Annotated in this window: 20 protein-coding genes and 1 pseudogene; 17 read left to right on the plus strand and 4 right to left on the minus strand. The window is 68.5% G+C overall.

Annotated elements, in window-relative coordinates:
* The first annotated feature begins 143 nt into the window (after positions 1 to 143).
* From ACM6LU_RS18085 to ACM6LU_RS18115, 7 genes are all read left to right on the plus strand, one after another.
* Positions 144 to 1,067, plus strand: coding sequence for a LysR family transcriptional regulator (locus ACM6LU_RS18085; RefSeq protein ID WP_414938875.1), 924 nt, complete (start codon positions 144 to 146; stop codon positions 1,065 to 1,067).
* Between the two features lie 129 nt (positions 1,068 to 1,196).
* Positions 1,197 to 2,453: a glutamate-cysteine ligase family protein gene (locus ACM6LU_RS18090; RefSeq protein WP_414938876.1), complete on the plus strand. Its 1,257-nt coding sequence runs from the start codon at positions 1,197 to 1,199 to the stop codon at positions 2,451 to 2,453.
* Positions 2,450 to 3,802 (plus strand): ergothioneine biosynthesis protein EgtB, encoded by a 1,353-nt coding sequence (egtB, locus tag ACM6LU_RS18095; protein ID WP_414938877.1) that lies wholly within the window; start codon positions 2,450 to 2,452, stop codon positions 3,800 to 3,802. Before ACM6LU_RS18090 ends, egtB begins: the two co-directional genes overlap by 4 nt.
* A 5-nt stretch (positions 3,803 to 3,807) precedes the next feature.
* Positions 3,808 to 4,572 carry an ergothioneine biosynthesis protein EgtC gene (egtC, locus tag ACM6LU_RS18100; RefSeq protein ID WP_414938878.1) on the plus strand — a complete coding sequence of 255 codons (765 nt, stop codon included), beginning with the start codon at positions 3,808 to 3,810 and terminating at the stop codon, positions 4,570 to 4,572.
* A complete protein-coding gene (egtD, locus tag ACM6LU_RS18105; protein ID WP_414938879.1) occupies positions 4,569 to 5,546 on the plus strand; it encodes an L-histidine N(alpha)-methyltransferase in 978 nt (325 codons plus the stop codon). The genes egtC and egtD overlap by 4 nt, the downstream gene beginning before the upstream one ends.
* 46 nt (positions 5,547 to 5,592) lie before the next feature.
* On the plus strand, positions 5,593 to 5,832 hold the full coding sequence (locus tag ACM6LU_RS18110; RefSeq protein ID WP_414939151.1) for a hypothetical protein: 240 nt from the start codon (positions 5,593 to 5,595) through the stop codon (positions 5,830 to 5,832).
* Between the two features lie 156 nt (positions 5,833 to 5,988).
* Entirely contained in the window at positions 5,989 to 7,596 is a 1,608-nt protein-coding gene (locus ACM6LU_RS18115; protein WP_414938880.1) for an alpha/beta hydrolase, read from the plus strand.
* A 75-nt stretch (positions 7,597 to 7,671) separates the two neighbouring features.
* Here ACM6LU_RS18115 and ACM6LU_RS18120 read toward each other — a convergent pair whose 3' ends face one another.
* Positions 7,672 to 8,019, minus strand: a complete 348-nt coding sequence (locus ACM6LU_RS18120; RefSeq protein WP_414938881.1) for a darcynin family protein — start codon at positions 8,017 to 8,019, stop codon at positions 7,672 to 7,674.
* A gap of 24 nt (positions 8,020 to 8,043) precedes the next feature.
* Positions 8,044 to 9,468 (minus strand): MFS transporter, encoded by a 1,425-nt coding sequence (locus ACM6LU_RS18125; protein WP_414939152.1) that lies wholly within the window; start codon positions 9,466 to 9,468, stop codon positions 8,044 to 8,046.
* Positions 9,469 to 9,624: 156 nt separating this feature from the next.
* Between ACM6LU_RS18125 and ACM6LU_RS18130 the strand changes: the two genes are divergently transcribed.
* The 4 genes and pseudogenes from ACM6LU_RS18130 to ACM6LU_RS18145 form a co-directional block, all read left to right on the plus strand.
* The gene (locus tag ACM6LU_RS18130) at positions 9,625 to 10,530 is read left to right on the plus strand and encodes a LysR family transcriptional regulator (protein ID WP_414938882.1); all 906 of its coding nucleotides are present in this window, start codon (positions 9,625 to 9,627) and stop codon (positions 10,528 to 10,530) included.
* Between the two features lie 54 nt (positions 10,531 to 10,584).
* A complete protein-coding gene (locus ACM6LU_RS18135; RefSeq protein ID WP_414938883.1) occupies positions 10,585 to 10,950 on the plus strand; it encodes a hypothetical protein in 366 nt (121 codons plus the stop codon).
* Between the two features lie 96 nt (positions 10,951 to 11,046).
* Entirely contained in the window at positions 11,047 to 11,298 is a 252-nt protein-coding gene (locus ACM6LU_RS18140) for a hypothetical protein (protein ID WP_414938884.1), read from the plus strand.
* A 191-nt stretch (positions 11,299 to 11,489) separates the two neighbouring features.
* A pseudogene (locus tag ACM6LU_RS18145) lies at positions 11,490 to 11,951 on the plus strand (MgtC/SapB family protein); the annotation flags it as partial.
* Between the two features lie 406 nt (positions 11,952 to 12,357).
* Here ACM6LU_RS18145 and ACM6LU_RS18150 read toward each other — a convergent pair.
* A complete protein-coding gene (locus ACM6LU_RS18150; protein WP_414938885.1) occupies positions 12,358 to 12,948 on the minus strand; it encodes an alpha/beta fold hydrolase in 591 nt (196 codons plus the stop codon).
* 79 nt (positions 12,949 to 13,027) lie between these two features.
* Positions 13,028 to 15,841 (minus strand): aconitate hydratase AcnA, encoded by a 2,814-nt coding sequence (gene acnA / locus ACM6LU_RS18155; RefSeq protein WP_414938886.1) that lies wholly within the window; start codon positions 15,839 to 15,841, stop codon positions 13,028 to 13,030.
* A 377-nt stretch (positions 15,842 to 16,218) separates the two neighbouring features.
* Here acnA and ACM6LU_RS18160 point away from each other — a divergent pair, with 377 nt between their 5' ends.
* The 6 genes from ACM6LU_RS18160 to ACM6LU_RS18185 all read left to right on the plus strand — a co-directional run bounded on the left by ACM6LU_RS18160 (position 16,219) and on the right by ACM6LU_RS18185 (position 21,890).
* The gene (locus ACM6LU_RS18160) at positions 16,219 to 17,577 is read left to right on the plus strand and encodes an NlpC/P60 family protein (RefSeq protein WP_414938887.1); all 1,359 of its coding nucleotides are present in this window, start codon (positions 16,219 to 16,221) and stop codon (positions 17,575 to 17,577) included.
* Positions 17,578 to 17,756: 179 nt separating this feature from the next.
* Entirely contained in the window at positions 17,757 to 18,299 is a 543-nt protein-coding gene (locus ACM6LU_RS18165) for a molybdenum cofactor guanylyltransferase (protein ID WP_414938888.1), read from the plus strand.
* A 22-nt stretch (positions 18,300 to 18,321) separates the two neighbouring features.
* The gene (locus ACM6LU_RS18170) at positions 18,322 to 18,756 is read left to right on the plus strand and encodes a VOC family protein (protein WP_414938889.1); all 435 of its coding nucleotides are present in this window, start codon (positions 18,322 to 18,324) and stop codon (positions 18,754 to 18,756) included.
* 132 nt (positions 18,757 to 18,888) lie between these two features.
* Positions 18,889 to 19,959, plus strand: a complete 1,071-nt coding sequence (locus ACM6LU_RS18175; protein ID WP_414938890.1) for an AAA family ATPase — start codon at positions 18,889 to 18,891, stop codon at positions 19,957 to 19,959.
* Between the two features lie 69 nt (positions 19,960 to 20,028).
* Positions 20,029 to 20,913, plus strand: coding sequence for a DUF58 domain-containing protein (locus ACM6LU_RS18180; RefSeq protein WP_414939153.1), 885 nt, complete (start codon positions 20,029 to 20,031; stop codon positions 20,911 to 20,913).
* Positions 20,910 to 21,890 (plus strand): VWA domain-containing protein, encoded by a 981-nt coding sequence (locus ACM6LU_RS18185; RefSeq protein ID WP_410598855.1) that lies wholly within the window; start codon positions 20,910 to 20,912, stop codon positions 21,888 to 21,890. The genes ACM6LU_RS18180 and ACM6LU_RS18185 overlap by 4 nt, the downstream gene beginning before the upstream one ends.
* Positions 21,891 to 22,112: the final 222 nt, after the last annotated feature.

Consider the following 22,112-nt stretch of genomic DNA (forward strand, 5'->3'; position numbering starts at 1 on the left):
TCCGGGGTTCGTCCTGCGCCACTTCCGAGAGTGCGCCCCACCAGGCGCGGGCGTCTATTTACCGAATCTGAACGATGATGTGCAGAGAAACTGGTGTAACACGTCAACCGGCATCCGCGACCGCGCCCGATTACGTTGGTGACATGGAGCTTTCGTTGCACCGCCTGCGGATGCTCCGCGAGCTGAGCAGGCGCGGCACCGTCACGGCGGCCGCCGCGTCACTGCACTACACCGCTTCGGCGGTGTCGCAGCAGCTGGCCCAGCTGGAGCGGGACGTGGGCGCGAAACTGTTCGAACGATTCGGCAGACGGGTGCAGCTGACCGAACTGGGACTGCTGCTGACCGAGCACGCCGAGGAGATCCTGGGGTCGGTCGAGCGGGCGACACTGGCGTTGGAGGAGGCACAGGAGACGGTCTCGGTCCGGCTCATGGCCGGCGTGTGGGCGTCGGTCGCTTCGGGGCTTCTGCCACACGCACTGGCCGCGCTCGCAGGCGAACATCCGGGGATCCAGGTACGGACCCGTGAGCTGGCACCCGAAGACACCGCCGACGCCGTACGTGACGGCGAACTGGACCTGTCGTTCGTGATCGACTACTCCGACGCGCCGATGCCGTGGGACGCCGGGCTGGAGCGCGCGGTGATCGCGGTCGAACGGCTGCACGCCGCGGTGCCCGCCGGCGCCGTCCCCGCCGGGAGCGCGTCCCTGCTCGAACTGGCCGAGCATCCGTGGATCCTCGCCAGCCCGAAGAGCCACTTCGGTCGCGCGGTGCGCACCGCCTGCCACCGGCACGGGTTCGAACCCAAGATCAACCACGAGGTCGAAGAGCAGTCGACGGCGATGGCGATGGTCCGGGCGGGGCTCGGGGTGACCCTCGTTTCGGACCTCGGGCTCGGCCTCCGGCCGCCGGGCATCGACGTCGTCGCGTTGACCACACCGCTGCTCCGAACGGTTTCGATCGCCTACCGGACGACGTCGGCCCGGCGGCCCGCGCTGCAGCTGGTGATCCAGGCGGTGCGCAGCGCGGCCGCTGCGCTGGGCCTGGGCACCGAGCCCGCTTTGCCCTGATTCGTCCCGTCTGAAAGGTGGTCCGCCGATCCTGCCCGGCAAGAACGCACCTGAATTTGTCGGACCCCGCGTGTAGCGTCCGAAGTCAAGGTTCCTCCTTGATCGGACTACCGACTGGACGGTGGGAAGATGACAACTGTTCACGATTTCCCCGAGAAGTCTGGGAGCGCGTCGAACGCGACGGCGAAGGTCCTGTCGGACCGCGCCGAAGGTGAGGCGTATGTGGCTTCCGTGTGTTTCAAGCACGGGCCACCGAGACTCCTCGGCGTAGAGCTGGAATTCACCGTGCACTACGCCGACGAGCCCGCCCGGCCTCTCGATCCCGACGATCTCGCCACCGCGCTCGGCCCGCACACCCCGCGGACACTGCGCCCCGACAGCCCCTCCCTCCCGCTTCCGGCAGGTTCACCACTGAGCCTCGAGCCCGGATGTCAGGTGGAGATCTCCGCTCAACCACAGACCACGCTGCGCCACCTGGACGCCGTCGTCTCGGCCGATCTGGCCCACCTCGAAACCCTTCTCACCACCCGAGGCCTGTACCTGGGTGACACCGGGATAGACGGGCACCGGGCCCCTGACCGCAAATTGGGCACACCCCGCTACGCCGCGATGGAACGCCGCTTCGCCCCGATGGGTGACGGGGGCGCGACGATGATGTGCAGCACCGCGGGCCTGCAGGTCTGTGTGGACACCGGCGAGGCGGGAGAACTGGCCACCCGCTGGGCCGCCGTCCACGCGCTCGGCCCGCCACTGCTGGCCACCTTCGCCAACTCCCGGGTCCACGCCGGTCGCGACACCGGCCACGCGTCCGCGCGCTGGCTGGGTGTGATGGACACGGAGGAGGCCCGCACCCGGTCGGCGGCGCCGTCCCGGGATCCGGCGGGGGAATGGGCACGCAGGGTCCTGGACACCCCGCTGATGGTGCTGCCCGGTCATGGCTGGGACGCGCCCGATTCCCTGACCTTCGCCGACTGGATCGACGGGCGGGGCGAGGGCGCCGGACTCGGCAAGCCGACCGAGGACGACCTCGCTTATCACCTGACGACCTTCTTCACGCCGGTCCGTCCACAGGGGTACCTGGAGATCCGCTACCTGGACGCCCAGCCCGCCGCCAGGTGGCTGCACCCGGTGGCCCTGCTGGTCGCACTGCTCGCTCGCCCGTCCACAGTGGACAAGGTGCTCGAGCTGTGCGAACCGGTCATGGGCCGGTGGGAGTGCGCGGCCCGGTTCGGCCTGTCCGACCGGGCGATCGCGGGCGTCGCGAGCGAGGTGGTGGACCTCGGCTGTGCCGAACTCGGCATGACCGGTCTGCCGCCGGAGACCATCACGGAGATCAGCGAGGGTGTGCAGTCCCTCGTGCACGGTTCGAGGAGCCCCCAGTCATGAGCGTGGAAAGCACCGAGATCAACCCGCTTCGCGCGCTGAGCCCGCAAGACCTGCGGGCCCACGCGGCCGAGGCGCTCACCAGGGCCCGCGAACGCAGTGTCGTGCTGACCGACGCCGTCGACGACGAAGACCTGGTGCGCCAGCATTCGAAACTGATGTCGCCGCTGGTCTGGGACCTGGCACACATCGGCAGCCAGGAAGAACTCTGGCTGGTCCGTGACGTCGGCGGCCGCGAGGCGCTCCGGCCGGACATCGACCAGATCTACGACGCGTTCCAGCACGCCCGCGCGGATCGCTCGGAGCTGCCGCTGCTGGGCCCGGAGGAGACCCGCAAGTACGTCCGGGAGGTGCGGGAGAAGTCCTTCGACATCCTGGAAAACGTTCCGTTGCAAGGCAGGCGGCTCACCGAGGACGCCTTCGCCTTCGGCATGATCACCCAGCACGAGCAGCAGCACGGCGAGACGATGCTGGCCACCCACCAGCTCCGCAAGGGCGATCCGGTGCTGCACGCGCCCGCTCCGCCGCCGTCACGGTCCGGGTGGCTGCCCGCCGAGGTCTTCGTGCCCGGCGGTGCCTTCACCATGGGCACTTCGGCCGAGCCGTGGGCGCTGGACAACGAGCGCCCGGCGCACGAGGCCGCGGTGGAGGCGTTCTTCATCGACACCGCCCCGGTCACCTGCGGGGCGTACGCCGAGTTCCTCGACTCCGGCGGTTACGAAGACCCGAAGTGGTGGAGTGAGCGCGGCTGGGCGTACCGCGGTGAGCACGGCATCGACGCGCCGCGCTTCTGGAAGCGCGAACAGGACGGCTGGTGGCGGACGCGTTTCGGCGTCTACGAGAAGGTGACCCCCGCCGAGCCCGTGGTCCACGTTTCCTTCTACGAGGCCGAGGCGTACGCCGCTTGGGCCGGACGGCGCCTGCCGACGGAACCGGAGTGGGAGAAGGCAGCCCGGTTCGACCCGGCGACCGGCCGATCACGCCGGTTCCCTTGGGGAGACGAGGAACCCGGCCCCGAGCACGCCAACCTCGGGCAGCGGCACCTGCGGCCCGCGGAGGCGGGCGCGTACCCGGCGGGCGCATCGCCACTGGGGGTGCATCAGCTGATCGGCGACGTCTGGGAGTGGACCAGCAGCGGGTTCGAGACATATCCGGGATTCTCCGCGTTCCCGTACAAGGAGTACTCGGAAGTGTTCTTCGGCGGGGACTACCGGATCCTGCGTGGTGGCTCGTTCGGTACGGACGCGGCGGCCATCCGTGGCACGTTCCGCAACTGGGACCACCCGATCCGGCGACAGATCTTCTCGGGGTTCCGCTGTGCCCGAGACGCGCGACCGGGCGAGGTGGGCTGAGCGGCATGTGCCGTCATCTCGCGTATCTCGGCGAGCCACGTTCGCCCGCCGAGCTGCTCTTCCATGCCCCGCATTCGCTGCTCGTGCAGTCCTATGCCCCGGCCGACATGCGGGGCGGCGGCTCGGTCAACGCGGACGGGTACGGCCTCGGCTGGTACGCCGAAGGTCCCGATCCGCTGCGGCTGCGCCGGTGCGCTCCCTTGTGGACCGACGGAGACCTGCCCGCGCTGGCCGGGTCGGTGCGGGCGCACGCCTTCATGGCGGCGGTTCGCAACGGCACCACCGGGATGCCGGTGGTCGAGGCGGCCAACGCGCCGTTCACCGGCGGCGGCCATCTCTTCAGCCACAACGGGATGGTGAAGGGCTGGCCGGGTTCGATGGCCGACCTCGCCGCGAAACTGCCGATCACCCGCCTGCTGACACTGGAGGCGACCACGGATTCGGTGCTGCTGTGGGCTCTGCTGCGTGAACGGCTCGAGGCGGGCGAAGACCCGCTCTCGGCCGTCACGTGGTTGACCGGTGTGGTCGAGGAGGCGGGGCCGGGTTCGCGGCTCAACTTCCTGCTGACCGACGGCCGGACGCTCATCGGCACGGCGTGGACGCATTCCCTGTCCTATCGGGACACCGGTGACGGTGTCGTCGTCGCTTCGGAACCGTGCGACGACGGTCCCGGATGGACTCCCGTTCCCGAACACCACGCCGTGCGGGTCACCGGCACCGGCGTGGAAGTCCTTCCCCTCGAAGCCGATCGGAGCACTGAGGCAAGATGACCGAAGTGGACCTCGACGTACACCGCAGCGAGTCGGACATCACCGAGCAGCTGCGCGCGGACGTCCGCACCGGCCTGGAAGCGGACCAGAAGTGGTTGTCGCCCAAGTGGTTCTACGACGCGCGCGGCAGCGAACTGTTCGAGAAGATCACCACTCTTCCCGAGTACTACCCGACCCGCAGCGAACGGGAGGTGCTCGCCGCGCGCGGCGGTGAGATCGCGGAAACCTGCGGCGCGCACACCCTCGTCGAACTCGGTTCCGGATCGAGTGAGAAGACCCGGCTCCTGCTCGACGCGCTCACGAGCCATGGCACGCTGAAGGAGTTCGTACCGCTCGACGTCTCCGAAACCGCGCTCGCCGAAGCCGCCGAAGCCATCAAGGCCGACTACCCGTCCCTCGAAGTCCGCGGCGTGGTCGGGGACTTCACCCAGCATCTCGACCTGCTGCCGGGCGACCGGCCGAGGTTGGTGGTCTTCCTCGGCGGCACGATCGGCAACTTCCTTCCCGCCGAGCGCGCCTCGTTCCTGCACTCGGTTCGCGAAGTGCTCGACGAAGGGGAGTGGCTCCTTCTCGGGACGGACCTGGTGAAGGACCGGGAGACGCTGGAACGTGCCTATGACGACGCGGCGGGGGTCACCGCCGAGTTCAACCGCAACGTGCTCCACGTGATCAACAACGGCCTCGGCGCGAACTTCGATCCGGCCGCCTTCGAGCATGTCTCGTCTTGGGACGAAAAGAACGAATGGATCGAAATGCGCCTGCGTGCCCGCGAGGCGGTGACCGTCGACATCCCGGGCGCTGATCTGCTGGTGAAGTTCGCCGAGGGCGAGTACGTGCGCACCGAGATCTCCGCGAAGTTCCGGCGGGACGGAATCGCCGCGGAACTGGCCGAAGCCGGTTTCTCGGTGGAGAAATGGTGGACGGACTCGGAGTCGCGGTTCGGGGTGAGCCTGGCAAGATCTGTGCGTGGTTAACGCTCTTACGTCCCTCGCTCGCGCACTCGGCACGAAACCGTGGCTGATGGGGCTCGCGGGCGGGATCATCTGGGTGGACAAGAAACTCCACCGGCTGTTCAAGGGGAAGGTGAGCCTGGTCGCGCTGGCCGGCAAGGAGATCCCGGTCAAGGCCAGGGAACTCCTCGGCGACGAGTACGACGCGATGTGGAAGCTCCTGCTGGACTTCTGGCCGGGTTACTCCACGGAGGAGCGATCCGCTCGCCGCGTGTTACCGATCTTCGAGTTGAAGACCCCCGCTCGCTAGGTTCGTACCATCCTTTCGGCCGGTGACGGGGTTACCGGCCTGTGCGAGGCTCGCTGGGTGTTACGCGCCGTGACGTCGGCGGCGCGCCGAGCGACGTGTCGCGACACGTCGCCAGCCGAGGGAGGAGTCGTTTTGCCGAGATCCACAAGGAGGCCGGTGCGCGGTCTCGCACTGGTAGGGGCACTCGTGGCCGGCGCCGCGTTCACCGGGCTTTCCGCCGGTAGCGCGGTCGCGGCCGAGGGCGGCGGGCTCTCCGCCGCCCAGGTCGGTGCGACCCCGCCGGTGAACTGGGAGGCCTGCACGGCCGACCAGATCCGCGGTGTTCCCGCCGACCAGGTCAAGTCCTACAGCTGCGCGCGCTACCGCGTGCCGATCGACCACGACAACGCGGCGCTCGGCACCATCGACATCGCGATGCTCAAGCGAGCGGCGAAGACGCCCGGCACAAAGGTCGGCTCGCTGTTCCTCAACCCGGGTGGCCCGGGCGGTTCCGGGTTCCGGATGCCGATCGGTGCCACGAACTACTTCCAGCCGCAGGTGCTGGACCGGTTCGACCTGATCGGTTTCGACCCACGCGGGGTCGGCGCCAGCAACCCGCTCAAGTGTTTCACCACGCAGGAGGACGCGAACGACGTCTTCGCCGCGCAGATCCCCGTACCGTTGTCACGGCAAGAGATCTCCGGAACGCTGGCGTCGTACCGGGACTACGGCCAGTTCTGCAAGAACAACGCCGGTGCGCTGCTGAACCACATGTCCACCAAGGACGTCGTGCGTGACCTCGACAAGATGCGGGCGGCCGTCGGCGACCAGAAGCTGACCTTCGTCGGCTTCTCGTACGGGACCCTGATCGGGTCGACGTACACGGGCATGTTCCCGAAGCAGAGCCGTGCGATCGTCATCGACGGCAACGTCGACCCGGCGCTGCGCACCAGCGACGGCGTGCAGTACGACCGCGAGCGTGCTCGCGGTTTCGAGATCGCGCTGGACGCCTTCCTGCGCAAGTGCGGGCAGGTCGGGCCGAAGTGCTCGTTCAGTTCGGGCACGCCGCGGGCGAAGTTCGACGAGATCCGCGAGTACCTGCGCCGGCAGCCGATCAAGCTGCCGGACGGGAGCACCTACGACATCAACGCGTTCACCAGCACGGTGGCCGGGGTGCTGTACTCGCCGACGTCGTTCCCGCCGCTGGCCGACGACCTGCAGGCGCTGTACAACGTCGTCCACCCGCCGTCGGCGCAGACGCAGACGGCACAGGCCGTCGAGCTGAAGGTGCTGCGATCGGGCGCGAACGGGCGCGCGGACGCGGACCCGGACAGCCCGTATGTCGGGGACGACTCCTACTTCGCCGTGAACTGCTCGGACAAGAAGATCACGATCAAACAGGAGAAGGTTCCGGGGATCGCCGCGAAGTGGGAGAAGGAATCGCCCACTTTCGGCCGCTATCAGGCGTTCGCCGACATCGCGGGCTGCCCGGTGTGGCCCGCGAAGAAGCCGGACGTGTTCCGCGGCCCGTGGCGGGCCAAGACCGACACCCCGGTGCTGGTCGTCGGCAACTACTACGACCCGGCGACCCAGTACCTGTTCTCGAAGCGGATGGCCAACCAGCTGGGCAACGCCCGGCTGCTCTCGGTCGACGCCTTCGGGCACTGCATCCTGGGTGACTCGCTCGGTGTGGACAAGGTGACGGCCGATTACCTGATCGATCTGAAGGTTCCGGCCAACGGCCAGGTGTTCCAGCCGAACGTCCAACCGTTCGAAACAGCCTGATCTCAAGCGTGTGACCGCGAAGGCCACCTCTGAGGCGATCACCGTCTCGGAGGTGGCCTTCGCGGCGCCGCTGGCTCAGACGTCGATACTCGCGTAGGTGTCCAAGCCGTAGTTCGTGGCGTACGCGTTCTCGACGCCGACCAGCAGGTCGACGATCTCGAAGTACCGGTCCCAGAAGGGCGTTTCGCGTAGCGCCTCGACGAGCAGCTGGTACGAGTGGTGGTCGTCGGCCTCCCACACCCACACGTCGGTCACCCGCGCGGAGTAGAACTCGGTGTCGTAGAAACGGGAACGGACTCCCTTCACCTTGCTCTCGATTGCCGGGAGAACTTCGGTCTTGAAGGATTCCACGCGCTGTTCGACCGTCAAGCCGAGCCATTCGGGGGTGGTCTTCACCAGTATGAAGGCGGTTACCGCGGACATTGTGCTTCCTTTCAGGCGTACGTGCTACCGATTCCCGGGAGTGCGGGAAAGTCGTGACTGCAGGACGACGAGCGCACCGAGGACGAGCACGCTCACGCCGATCACCCGCAAGGCCGTGCTGGTGCTGGTGACGAACGCGGAGATCACCTCGGGCGCGCGGTCCGGCGCGACGGCGAGGGCCTGCGCCACGGTGTGCGGATCATGGTTCGCGCGGATGTCGGGCGGCAGCGCGGCGACGAACCGTCCGGTGAGGACGGTGCCGATGACCGCGACGCCGAGCGCGCTGCCGAACTCGCGCGTGGTGGCCTGCAGCCCGGCGCCGACACCGGCTTGAGCAGGGGGCAGCGAACCGGAGATGGCGGCGGACAGTGTCGGAAGGGCCAGCGTGACCCCGATGCCGGTGACCACGAGCCAGGCCGCGTAGACGATGTACGGCGTCGCGGCGTCGATTGTGGACAGTCCGATGAGGCCACAGCCGCCGAAGGCGAACGCCAGCGCGACGGTGGCGTCGACGCCGACGCGCTGGACGAGGCGGCCGACATGCCGTGCGCCGAGGATGATCGGGATGGTCATCGGGATGATCCCGAGCCCGGTCAGCAGGACGCTGAAACCCTTGCCGTACTGCAGGAACGAGGCGTTGACGTAGAACAGCGCGAACATCCCGAAGAAGATCGCGGTCATGCCGAGGCAGGCGCTGCGCAGCGCGGGGACGCGGAACAACCGGGGATCGAGCAGCGGGTGCTCGACCTTCAATTCCACGAACGTCCACAGGACGAACAGCACGAGGGCGCCGGCGAACCCGATCAGGACGATCGGGCTGGTACAGCCCGCTTCGGGTCCCTCGACGATGCCGAGCAGGAGGGCGACCGACGCGCCGACGAGCAGGAAGGCGCCGAGCAGGCTGAGCGGGCGGTCGTGTCGCGGGGACACCGGCGCGACGCGGGCGACGAACGCGGCGAGCAGTAGGGAGATCGGGACCGCGACCGCGAACAGCCAGCGCCACGACCCGCCGGAGAGCACCGCGCCACCGCCGACGTTCCCGACGATACCGCCGATCCCGGTCATCGAGGCCCAGGTCGCGATGGTCACGCCCTTGCGCTCGGCGGGCACGGCGTGGAGCAGGACGGCGAGCGTGTTGGGCAGGACCGCGGCGGCGCCGATTCCCGTGATCGCCCGGCCCGCCAGCAGGACGGGCACGTTCGGCGCGACCGTCGAGAGCAGCGCGCCGAGGCCGAACAGTGCCAGGCCGGCGAGGAGGACCCCCTTGCGGCCGAAGCGATCGCCCGCGGCGCCACCGAGGATCACCAGGCAGGCGAAGAAAATGACGTAAGTGTCGACGATCCAGACCAGCGCCGACGCGGACGGGCGCAGGTCGCTCGCGGCCAGCATCGGGACGGCGAGGTTGATCGCGGCGACCATCCCGACGACGAGCACGACGCACGCGCACATGACGGCCAGCAGGCCGCGTCGCGCGACCGGGCGGCTCGCGTCGGCTGCCGGATCGTCGCGGATGTGAAGTCGAAGTGGCATGTCTTTTACGCTATGGACCAGCAGCTACTTCGTGCCACGCAACTTTGGCAAGGACGAGTTGCGTACAATGCAACTATGGTCGACCAGTTGGACCTGAACCTTTTACGCGTGTTCGACGCGCTGCTGCGGGACGGCAGCGTCACCGCGGCCGCCGAGCGCCTGCACCTCTCGATCCCGGCGACGAGCCGGGCCCTCGGCAGACTGCGGCGGGCGATGGGGGACCCGATCCTGGTGCGCGCCGGCCGTGGGATGGTGCCGACGCCCTTCGCACTGCGGACCGCGCCGCGCGTGCGGTCACTGCTCGACGAGGCGTCGGCTCTGATCAGCGCCGACCGGGAACTCGCCATCGGGGACCTCGAACGCACTTTCACCATCCGCATCAACGACGGCGTCGCCGCGACGCTGGCGACGGCGGCCGTCGAGGCGACCGCCGCCGTCGCGCCGGGTGTGGTCCTGCGCTTCGTCGGGGAAGGCAGCGAAAGCACCGAGGCGCTGCGGGACGGCTCTGTGGATCTGGACATCGGCGCCGGTGACGTCTCGGCTCCCGACATCCGCTCGATGCTGCTGTACCGCGAACGAGTGGTCGCGATCGTCCAGGCGGACAGTCCACTGGCGCGCACGCGCCGCCCGACGCTGGCGCAGCTTTGCCGGTATCCCCACGTTTCCGCCTCCCGGCGCGGCCGCACCCGAGGGCCGCTCGACGAGGTCTTGGAGGCCGAGGGACTCCAGCGCCGGGTCGCGGCGATCGTCCCGACGTCCGCCGTCGCCGCGTTCCTGGTCGCGTCGAACGAGTACATCGGACTCGCGCCGCAGCGGCTCGCCGAGCAGTACGGCCGGTCGCTCGGCATCCGCTGGTTCCCGATCCCCGCGGACCTCCCGGAGATCGAAGTGCGCCAGCTCTGGCACGCCCGGCTCGACGCCGATCCGGCCCAGCGCTGGCTGCGCGGCACGATCCGCGACGCGTTCGATTCACCCGCTTAGCGGCGATTTCCGGAGCCGGAATTGACCTGGGAGGACTGATCGCCTCTCGCCAAGGTGATCTCGATCTGCGGCTTGCGTCGCAGCTGGGGGAAGGAAAACTTCGCGTACCAACAGAACTCTGTCCATCGCCGGGACGTCCGCGGTCACGCTGGCCGTTCTCGTTCCCGGCTCGGCTTCGGCGGCGCTGGCGAGATCAACGACGCCGGGATAGCGGTCGGCTGGTCCGACACGAGCGGCGCCGACGACGAGGTCACCGATCTCGGCACCGCGGCCGGTGACACCGGGAGCGAGGCCACGGGGATCAACGACGCGGGAACGGTGGTAGCGCGGTTGTTATCGGGAGCGACGTATTGCCAGGCGGACGCGATCAACGCCACCGGTGAGATCGGCCGGTCCGCTGGAGCGTCGACGGGAAGGTGACCGCACTGGCCATGCCCGGCGGGACCTCCGGTGGCGGGGCCGCGATCGCGGACGACGGCACTGTCGCGGGCTACTTCGCGTAGGTGATGGGCTTCGGTGCCGACGGCGACGATCGTCGACAGGGTGCAGCGGTCGGTCGGCGGTAGCCACGGCGTGTTCGCGGTCGGTATGTCGAAGGACACAGAAAGGGCGCTCCACCGCCGTGCGCTGGAACTCCGAGGAACCCTCACCGACTTCGGAAGGGCGGCTGGAGCAGGGCCGGGAACCATCACCTTCGCCACCTCGGTCAACACGCACGGGGTGATCGTCGGCCGGTCCAGCGCGGTCGCGGTGCGCTGGACGCCTTGATCGGCGTGGTATCTTCCGAAGGTTGATCAACACCGTTCGAGTACGAAAGCGAGGTGAGCGGCACATGCCGGAAGACAGTTCTGGAACGACCGGATGCGGTCGCCGTTCACCCGTGTGCGCGGTGCGGTGACCTTTCCGGTCTCCTTTCCCTGTCTGGCCTTGTGTGCGCACGCCAGAAAAGAGCCGGAATCATGAACACCTTCGAAATGCTGCTCAGGGTCGGCACCGGCGTCGGACTGGGCGCCGTCATCGGCATCGAGCGCCAGTACCGCGCCCGGATGGCCGGACTCCGCACCAACGCCCTCGTCGCCGTCGGCGCCACCCTCTTCGTCCTGTTGTCCGCGCACGGTTTCGGCGGGCTGGACACCAGCGGTGACGCCGACCCGACGAGGGTGGCCGCCCAGATCGTTTCCGGCATCGGCTTCCTCGGCGCCGGGGTGATCCTGCGGGACGGCCTCAACGTCCGCGGACTCAACACGGCCGCCACACTGTGGTGCTCGGCGGCCGTCGGATCCCTTGCGGGAGCGGGACTTTACGTCGTCGCGCTCGCGGGGACGGCCGTGATCGTCGGGGTCAACGTACTGTTGCGCCCGCTCGGCCACGTCCTGGACCGTCGCCCGGAGAACCGGGAAGAGTCCTCCGAGCAGGAAGAGCGCGAGACGGCTTAGTGCCCTGTGAGGTTGTCTTTGCCCGTCGCTGGTTTCGGTACAGGGAAACCTTGACCGGTTGATCTCGTGAGTGGGACGTTGAGTGTCCAGGTTCTACCCTCGGGGCAGCCACCTGGGAGTAGGCAAATACCTCCTCCGTTCTCTTTTCGGCTGGGCAAGGGTCGCTCACCCGGCGTCCTGGTGGTGAAGGCCTCCTTGCTGATCGCTGGTGACACTGAGACGACCGTGACGCCACGCTCCGCGCTTGAAGTCCGTGAAGGCCTCCTTGAGGGACCCAGAGTCCCTCAAGGAGGCCTTCACGGACCCGCCACCCGACACGAGATCGTTCGGCCCAAGCGGTCCAGGAAATCCAGCAGGAGCCGGGAAAACTCGGTGGGCTTCTCCAGGTTGATCATGTGCGCGACCCCGGGAACGACAAGTTTCCGGGGTCGCGTGCCTCGCGATCGATCTGCTCGGCGATGTCGAGGATGCCCGAAAAATCCAGTTGGTCCATCAGCGTGAAGCTGGTGCCACCGTGCCGGGTGATCGTGTGCGTGTACATCTCCCGGCACCGTCGGCGGCTTCCTGGTCGACGTCCGCCGGGGGGCCGTCCACCCGCATCCGCAATACGCACTCGATGGCGGCGGGGAGATCGCCTCTGGCGCCGGCTTCTTGGAGTTTTTGTTCTGTCCAGGACACAGGGGTCTTTCGTCGTCATCGCGCTGCGGCCGGTGGCCACGAGAACGAGGTCCTCGACGAGGTCTGGGCAGGTCAGGACGAAGTCCATCGCGATCCGCCCGCCACCGGACGACCCGATCAGTGAGGCGCGGGGGAGTTCCAGGGCGGTCATCAGCTCGCGGAGATCGTCGTAGTGCCTGAACCGCTCGGTCGGTGTGGACGATCCGCCGTGTCCCCGGGCGTCGTAGCGAACGGCGGTGCAGTGGTCTTCGAGCGCTGACATCTCGGCGTCCCACATGCGGGAGTCGAGCATCCCGCGCGCCATGGCGGGCACGGTACCGAAGAAACGCAAGAGGCCCCTTTCCCCGAAGTGCGGGGAAAGGGGCCTCTTGCGTACAGAGTGCTTACGCCTGGGTCATCTTCCGCAGGACGTACTGCAGGATGCCGCCATTGCGGTAGTAGTCCGCCTCACCCGGCGTGTCGATGCGGACGTCCGCCTCGAACTCCACCTTGGTGCCGTCGGTCTTCGTCGCGGTGACGTGGACCGTGCGCGGGGTCTCGCCGTCGTTCAGCTTCGTGATGCCCGAGATGTCGAACGTCTCGGTGCCGTCGAGGCCGAGCGACGAGGCCGACTCGCCCGCCGGGAACTGCAGCGGGATGACGCCCATGCCGATCAGGTTCGACCGGTGGATCCGCTCGAACGACTCGGTGATCACCGCGCGGACGCCGAGCAGCGAGGTGCCCTTGGCCGCCCAGTCGCGGGAGGAACCGGAGCCGTACTCCTTGCCGCCAAGGACGACGAGCGGGATGTTCTGGGCCGCGTAGTTCCGCGCCGCGTCGTAGATGAACGACTGCGGGGCGTCGTCCTGGGTGAAGTCGCGGGTGTAGCCGCCCTGCACGTCGTCCAGCAGCTGGTTGCGCAGCCGGATGTTCGCGAAGGTGCCGCGGATCATGACCTCGTGGTTACCCCGACGGGAGCCGTAGGAGTTGAAGTCCTTCTTCTCCACACCGTGCTCGGTCAGGTACTGCGCGGCCGGGGTGCCCGGCTTGATCGCGCCGGCGGGGGAGATGTGGTCGGTGGTGACCGAGTCGCCCAGCTTCGCCAGCACGCGGGCGCCGGAGATGTCGGTGACCGCCGACGGCTCCGCCTTCATGCCGTCGAAGTACGGGGGCTTCCGGACGTAGGTGGACTCCGCGTCCCACTCGAAGGTCTTGCCCTCGGGGGTCGGCAGCGACTTCCACCGCTCGCCACCGTCGAAGACGTCGGCGTAGTCCTTGGTGAACATCTCCTGCGTGATGGCGTAGTCGATGGTCTCCTGGATCTCCTTGGCCGCGGGCCAGATGTCCTTCAGGAAGACGTCGTTGCCTTCGGTGTCCTGGCCGAGCGGCTGGTTCTCGAAGTCGAAGTCCATCGTGCCGGCGAGCGCGTAGGCGATGACCAGCGGCGGCGACGCGAGGTAGTTCATCTTCACGTCGGGGTTGATCCGGCCTTCGAAGTTCCGGTTGCCCGAGAGCACCGAAACCGCGGTGAGGTCGTTCTCCTGGATCGCCGCGGAGATCTCGTCCGACAGCGGGCCCGAGTTGCCGATACAGGTGGTGCAGCCGTAGCCGACCAGGTGGTAGCCCAGCTTCTCCAGGTACGGCCAGAGACCGGCCTTGCTGTAGTAGTCGGTGACGACCTGCGAACCCGGCGCCATCGAGGTCTTGACCCACGGCTTGACCGTGAGGCCCTTGTCGACCGCGTTCCGCGCGAGCAGTGCCGCGCCGAGCATGACCGACGGGTTGGAGGTGTTGGTGCACGAGGTGATCGAGGCGATCACCACGGCGCCGTGGTCGAGGACGAATTCGCCGCGGTCCGACGTGCTGACCTTGACCGGGTTGGTCGGGCGGCCGCTGTGGCCGTTCGCCGCCGACTGGACCTGGACCTCGACCGCACCCTCGTCCTTGAACGAGAGGGCGGCCGGGTCGCTGGCCGGGAAGGACTCCTCGACGCTTTCGTCGACGTTGGTGTGCGGGACCTGCTCGCCGCCGACGTAGTCGTGGATCGACTTGCGGAACGAGTTCTTCGCGTCGGTCAGCTCGATGCGGTCCTGCGGGCGCTTCGGGCCGGCGATCGACGGGACGACCGTGGAAAGGTCCAGCTCGATGTACTCGGAGAACTCCGGCTCGTGCGACGGGTCGTGCCAGAGACCCTGTTCCTTGGCGTAGGCCTCGACGAGCGCGACCTGCTCCTCGGACCGGCCGGTGAGCTTGAGGTAGCGGACGGTCTCCTCGTCGATCGGGAAGATCGCCGCGGTGGAGCCGAACTCCGGGCTCATGTTGCCGATGGTGGCGCGGTTGGCCAGCGGCACCGCGCCGACGCTCTCGCCGTAGAACTCGACGAACTTGCTGACCACGCCGTGCTTGCGCAGCATCTCGGTGATGGTGAGCACGACGTCGGTCGCGGTCACGCCGGTCGGGATCTCGCCGGTGAGCTTGAAGCCCACGACGCGCGGGATGAGCATGGAGACCGGCTGGCCAAGCATGGCCGCCTCGGCCTCGATGCCGCCGACACCCCAGCCCAGCACGCCGAGGCCGTTGACCATGGTGGTGTGCGAGTCGGTGCCGACACAGGAGTCGGGGTACGCCTGGCCGTTGCGGGACATCACCGTGCGCGCGAGGTGTTCGATGTTGACCTGGTGCACGATGCCGGTGCCCGGCGGGACGACCTTGAACTCGTCGAAGGCGCCCTGGCCCCAGCGCAGGAACTGGTACCGCTCGCGGTTGCGCTCGTACTCGATCTCGACGTTGCGCTCGAACGCGTCGGGGCGGCCGAAGACGTCGATGATGACCGAGTGGTCGATGACCAGCTCGGCCGGCGCCAGCGGGTTGACCTTGTCCGGGTCGCCGCCGAGGTCGGTGACGGCCTCGCGCATGGTGGCGAGGTCGACGACACAGGGCACGCCGGTGAAGTCCTGCATGATCACGCGGGCGGGGGTGAACTGGATCTCGATCGACGGATCGGCCTTGGCGTCCCAGTCGCCGAGCGCGCGGATGTGGTCGGCGGTGATGTTCGCGCCGTCCTCGGTCCGCAGCAGGTTCTCGAGCAGGATCTTCAAGCTGTAGGGAAGGCGCTGGGAGCCCTCGACCTTGTTCAGGCGGAACACCTCGTAGGAGGCGTCGCCCACCTTCAGCGTGTCTTTGGCGCCGAAGCTGTCCTTGCTGGCGGGTGCGGTCACTTCTAACTCCAGTGGCGGGTCAGTTCGGGGTGTTCTCCAGGTCGTTCGGGCCGACCAGGAGCGAGTGTTGCGCACCCCCACCGTAAGTCCGGACCCGGGATGGCACACCTCGTTCGTCCCCACAAACAGTACGCCTGTCCTTTTTTCGATTCAAGTCGCCCTCGGCTCGGGTGTCCCTTCTTGCTCGGTTTGAGTGGCAAGCCGACACGCTCATCGCGAAGGTTGCGGCCATTCGAGTGATGAAACGTTCGTCTGTTCGTCCCCCGTTGAGGGGAAATGGTGCCTACGGTGTGTAAGTTCCTGGTGGTGTTTCTGGTATTGCTGTGACTGAAGTGGCACAGTGAGTTCGTCGTTCAAGATCAGGAGGTGGGCGGATCGTGCGTGGTGAAACCGGGTCCGGCAGCGTTACCCGCCGTGGCGTGACCATCGGCGCGCTCGGCGTCGCCTTGTTGCTCGGGGTGACCGGTACGGGTCTCGCGGTTCCGCCGCCCCCGCCGAACCCCAGCGACTCCGAGATCAACTCCAGCAAGGCCGACGCCAACGCCAGGGCGGGTGATGTCGGCAGACTCACCAATCAGCTGGCCCAGGCCGAGTCGAAGCTCTCTCAGCTCAACGACGAGGTCGAGCTGAAGATGGAGGAGGCCAACAAGGCCAGGGTCGACGCGGAGACGGCGCTGGACGAGGCCGCGCTGGCGGACCGTGAAGCGCGGTCGGCGCGCACGGAGGCCGACGCCGCGCAGTCCACCATCGACGAGGCCCGTGCGGACCTCGACAAGTTCGCCGCCGCCAGCTTCCAGCAGGGCAGCACCGTCGGCTCGGTGTCGGCGTACCTGACCGCCAACAGCCCCAAGGAACTCCTCGGCCGCGCCCAGATGCTCGACGCGGTCGGGGGCAGCAGGCTCAACGCGCTCGACACGATGAAGCGCGCGCAGACCGAGAAGTCCAACAAGGACGCCACGGCCCGCAAGAAGCTGGAGATCGCGCAGGAGCGCAAGCGCGAGGCCGAGGCGGCCAAGCACGAGGCCGACAACGCCCAGAGCGCCGCCCAGCACGCGCAGGACACCCAGGCCACCCAGAACGACCTGCTGGAAGCCGACAAGACCAACGTCGAGAAGCAGCTTTTCGAGGCGCAGCAGAAGGTCAGTGGGCTCCAGGGGCAGCGGCAGCGCTACGACGACTGGAAGGCGCAGAAGGCCCGCGAGGACGAAGAACGCGCTCGTCAGGCCGCTCTCGCCGCGTCCCGGCCCAGCCCCGGTCAGGGTGGCGGTGACCGTCCGTCGACCGGAAGGCCCGTCCAGTCGGCTCCCGCTGGTTCGAGTGTCGAGGCCGTCGTCCGGCGGGCGCTGTCACAGCTGGGACTTCCGTACGCGTGGGGCGGTGGCAACGGCTCCGGGCCGACGCGCGGCATCCGCGACGGCGGCACGGCGGATAGCTACGGCGACTACCTGAAGACCGGCTTCGACTGCTCCGGGCTGATGATCTACGCGTTCGCCGGGGTGCGGTCGCTCCCGCACTACAGCGGATACCAGTACAACGCGGGGCGTAAGGTGCCGCTCTCGCAGATGCGCCGCGGCGACATGCTCTTCTGGGGCGGCAGCGCGCGGGGCATCCACCACGTCGCGATCTACCTCGGGAACGGGCAGATGGTCGAGGCGCCGCAGTCCGGTCTGCGGGTCCGGATCGCGCCGGTGCGCTACGGCGGCATCATGCCGTACGCGGCGCGTTTGATCGGCTAGAGCGTGTCTCCCGAACTGACGTTGGCTGGTCGAGTGAGAGCACGCGCGCGCGTTTCTTTTGGGTCGGAGGCCTCGGATTTGCGGAGGTGGGTCGCTGACATGGCCGCCAGAGTGAACGGCCAATGCCGCGGCCCGGCCGCGGAAGACCGAAAGCGCGCTTTGAGAGACGCGGCCTAGCCGTGGCGTACGCGGGGATCGTGCTGGCGGGCGGTGCCGCGCGCCGCCTGTCCGGTGTGGACAAACCCGCCCTCGTCGTCGGCGGGAAACCTTTGCTGGCACGGGCTCTGGCGGCGCTCGCCGAAGCGGACCCGGTGATCGTCGTCGGGCCGGAACGGCCGGGTTTCGGCGACGTCCGGTGGACGAGGGAAGCCGAGCCCGGTACGGGACCGGTGGCCGCGCTGGCGGCGGGACTCGCCATGGTGCACACGGGGATCGTCGCCGTCCTCGCCGGTGATCTCGCCGGAGTCCGGAAGTCCACTGTGGACCGGCTGGTGGCCGCGCTGGGGTCCGCTTCCGGCGCGGTCCTCGTCGACGCCGGTGGTGAGCGGCAGTGGCTGTTAGGCGTCTGGCGGACGGAAGCGTTGCGTGGCGCCTTGCCGGAGCCGGTGGAGAACGCGTCGCTGCGGCGGACCTTGGGCGGGCTGGACATCGTCGACGTCCCTGAGGAACCGGGGGAGAGCGCCGACATCGATACGCCCGAAGATATCGGTCGATTCTCTTGAGACTGGTGGCTATTGTGGACCGATGGCGTCGGTCAAACAGGTCCAAGTCACCTTCGATTGCAAGGAACCCGAGCGGGTGGCCCGATTCTGGTGCGAGGTGCTGGGGTACGTCGTGCCGCCGCCGCCGGAAGGATTCGCCACCTGGGACGACTACACCCGTTCGCTGCCGCCGGAGAAACAGGACGCGGGGTTCGTCTGCCAAGATCCCACCGGGGTGGGCCCTCGGCTGTATTTCCAGCGCGTTCCCGAAGGCAAGGTCGTCAAGAACCGGGTGCATCTCGACGTCCGGGTCGGTACCGGGCTCGTCGGTGAGGAGCGCCTCGCCGCCCTCGAGGCCGAGTGCGCGCGACTGGTCCCGCTCGGCGCCGTCCGCGGGCCGCTGCTGCTCGCCGACGAAGAGAACGAGTCCTGCCTCACCATGCAGGACATCGAGGGCAACGAGTTCTGCCTCGACTGAGGTGTCCCCGGCGGCTCCTTCACAGCCGTCATACCGGTGGTCCGGTTGGCTACCGTCACGAACGGCTGTGTCAGCGACCACTACGGTCACAGCCGGACGCAAGAACGCAAGCGGGGAACACAGGAGGCACGAGTGACCGAGCCCGGCTACGCCGACGGCGCGCAGCAGCAGCCCGGAACGCCGGCGCGGGACGCCCAGTTGCTGGAGCGGACCGTGTTCGAGGTCAAGCGGATCATCGTCGGCCAGGACAGACTGGTCGAGCGGATGCTCGTCGGCCTGCTTGCCAGGGGCCACCTCCTGCTCGAAGGTGTCCCCGGTGTCGCGAAGACCCTCGCCGTCGAGACCTTCGCGCGAGTGGTCGGCGGCTCGTTCTCGCGGGTGCAGTTCACCCCGGACCTGGTCCCCGCCGACATCCTCGGCACCCGGATCTACCGCCAGGGCGCCGAGCGGTTCGACGTCGAACTCGGCCCGGTGGTGGCGAACTTCGTGCTCGCCGACGAGATCAACCGCGCGCCGGCGAAGGTGCAGTCGGCGATGCTCGAGGTGATGGCCGAGCGGCACGTGTCGATCGGCGGCCAGACCTTCCCGATGCCCGACCCGTTCCTCGTGCTCGCCACGCAGAACCCGATCGAGAACGAGGGCGTGTACCCGCTGCCAGAGGCGCAGCGCGACCGGTTCCTGTTCAAGATCGTCGTCGAGTACCCGACCGCCGAGGAAGAGCGGGAGATCATCTACCGGATGGGCGTCACTCCGCCCACCCCGCAAGAGGTGCTGAGCCCTGGCGAGCTGGTCCGGCTGCAGAACGTCGCTTCGCAGGTGTTCGTGCACCACGCGCTGGTCGACTACGTCGTCCGCGTGGTACTCACCACCCGTACCCCGAACGACCACGGCCTCGCCGACGTCGCGGGCTGGGTGTCCTACGGTGCCTCGCCGCGTGCCAGCCTCGGCATCATCGCCGCCGCGCGGTCGCTGGCGCTCGTCCGCGGCCGGGACTACGTGCTGCCGCAGGACGTCGTCGACGTCGTGCCGGACGTGCTGCGTCACCGGCTCGTGCTGTCCTACGACGCGCTGGCCGACGGTGTCCCCATCGACCACATCATCACGCGGGTGCTGCAGACCGTGCCGCTGCCGCAGGTCTCGGCCCGTCCGCAGGGCGGCGCCGGGCAGGGCGGCCCGGTCCCGGCCGGCGCACCGGTCAGGTAAGGGACGAGCGTGAAGAACGAGAAGGGCGACCGTCCTTCCTGGGCGCCGCCGGTACTCCGCGGGGAGCGGATGGAGGCGGGCCTGCGCACACTCGAACTCGACGTGCGCCGCCGTCTCGACGGTCTGCTGCAGGGAAACCATCTCGGCCTGGTGCCGGGGCCGGGTTCGGAACCGGGGGAGGCCCGGCCGTACCAGCCCGGTGACGACGTCCGCCGGATGGACTGGGCGGTCACCGCGCGGACGACGAGCCCGCACATCCGGGAGACCGTCGCCGACCGCGAACTGGAGACGTGGCTGGTGGCGGACGTGTCCGCGAGCCTCGACTTCGGCACCGCGCTGTGTGAGAAGCGTGACCTCGTCGTGTGCGCGACGGCCGCGGTCGCCCACCTGACCGGCGGGGGCGGCAACCGGATCGGCGCGCTCGTCTCGAACGGGGCGGGCAGTATCACGCGCATCCCGGCGCGCGGCGGGCTTCCGCACGCGCGGGGACTGGTCCGTAAACTCGCCGAGACCCCGCGTGCCGAGGAAGGTGTCCGCGGTGATCTCGCCGCGGCGCTGGAGAAACTGCGCCGCCCGCCCCGCCGTCGCGGGCTCGCCGTCGTGATCTCCGACTTCCTCGGCGACAGGGAATGGCAGCGCCCGTTGCGCGCGCTCGGCGGTCATCACGACCTCATCGCCATCGAAGTCCTCGACCCGCGCGACATCGACCTGCCCGACGTGGGCACCGTCGTGCTGGCCGACCCGGAGACAGGGAAACAGCGCGAAGTGCACGCTTCGGCCTTGCTGCGCAAGGAATTCGGCGCCGCGGCGCACGCTCACCGGCAGGAGGTCGCGGCCGCGCTGCGGCGGGCCGGTGCCGCGCATCTGGTGCTGCGTACCGATTCGGACTGGATCGCGGACATGGTCCGGTTCGTGGTGGCCCGCAAGCGCCGCTGGTCCGGTGGTGTCGCGTGAGCCTGACCGGATTCGCCTCACCGTGGTGGTTCCTGCTGCTGCTGGCGGTCGCCGCGGTCGCCGTCGGCTACGTGCTTTCCCAGCGCGCGCGGCGCAAGCGCACCATGCGGTTCGCCAACCTGGAACTGCTGGACAAGGTCGCGCCGAAGAGTCAGGGCTGGGTTCGGCACGTTCCCGCCATCCTGATCGTGCTCTCGTTGCTGGTGCTCACCGTCGCGCTCGCCGGGCCGACGGCCGAGCAGAAGGTGCCCCGCAACCGGGCCACCGTGATGCTGGTGATCGACACCTCGCTGTCGATGGAAGCGACCGACGTCGCCCCGACACGGCTGAAGGCGGCCCAGGAGTCGGCGCGCTCGTTCGCGCAGAACATGACTCCGGGGGTGAACCTCGGCCTGATCTCCTTCGCGGGAACGGCGACCGTGCTGGTCGCGCCGACGACCGATCGCGGCGGCGTCGTAAAGGCGATCGACAACCTCAAGCTGGCGCAGTCGACAGCAACCGGTGAAGGGATCTTCGCCGCGTTGCAGTCGATCGAGAGCTTCTCGGCAATCGTCGGTGGCGCGGAAGGTCCGCCGCCCGCGCGGATCGTCCTGATGAGTGACGGCAAGCAGACCGTCCCGGACGACCTGTACGCACCGCGAGGCGGGTACACGGCCGCGCAGGCGGCGAAGCAGGCGCAGGTGCCGATCTCGTCGATCTCGTTCGGGACCACGCACGGCTCGGTCGACATCGACGGCAAACCGCAGGACGTGAAGGTCGACGACGAATCGCTGGAGGAGATCGCGCGCCTTTCGGGCGGCGACTTCTACAAGGCGGCCAGCGCGGACGAGCTGAAACGCGTGTACGACGACCTCGGTGAGCAGATCGGGTACGAGCTGAAGGACGCCGACGCGAGTCGTCCTTGGGTGATCCTCGGGACGCTGGTGCTGATGATCGGGGCCGCCGCTTCGCTCTTCCTGGGGCAACGACTTCCGTAGCTCGCACGACAAAGTCTGTGAAGGTTCCTTCCCTACTTTGAGGGTCAGAGTCCCGGCAAAGTCGAGGTCTTGCAAATCGGGCGTATGCGGGCTCACCCACAGCGGGGCTGACCAACAGCTCTGCGACTTCGCCGGGACCCTGAGAGTGGGAAGGAGGCCTTCACTACGTTGCGGGCGAGATGTGGCGAGTTGCTCGTGAGTGGCGACTCGGCTCGCGGGGAG

The sequence above is a fragment of the Amycolatopsis sp. cmx-11-51 genome (assembly GCF_047608665.1).
In the GTDB taxonomy this organism is placed as follows: Bacteria; Actinomycetota; Actinomycetes; order Mycobacteriales; family Pseudonocardiaceae; genus Amycolatopsis.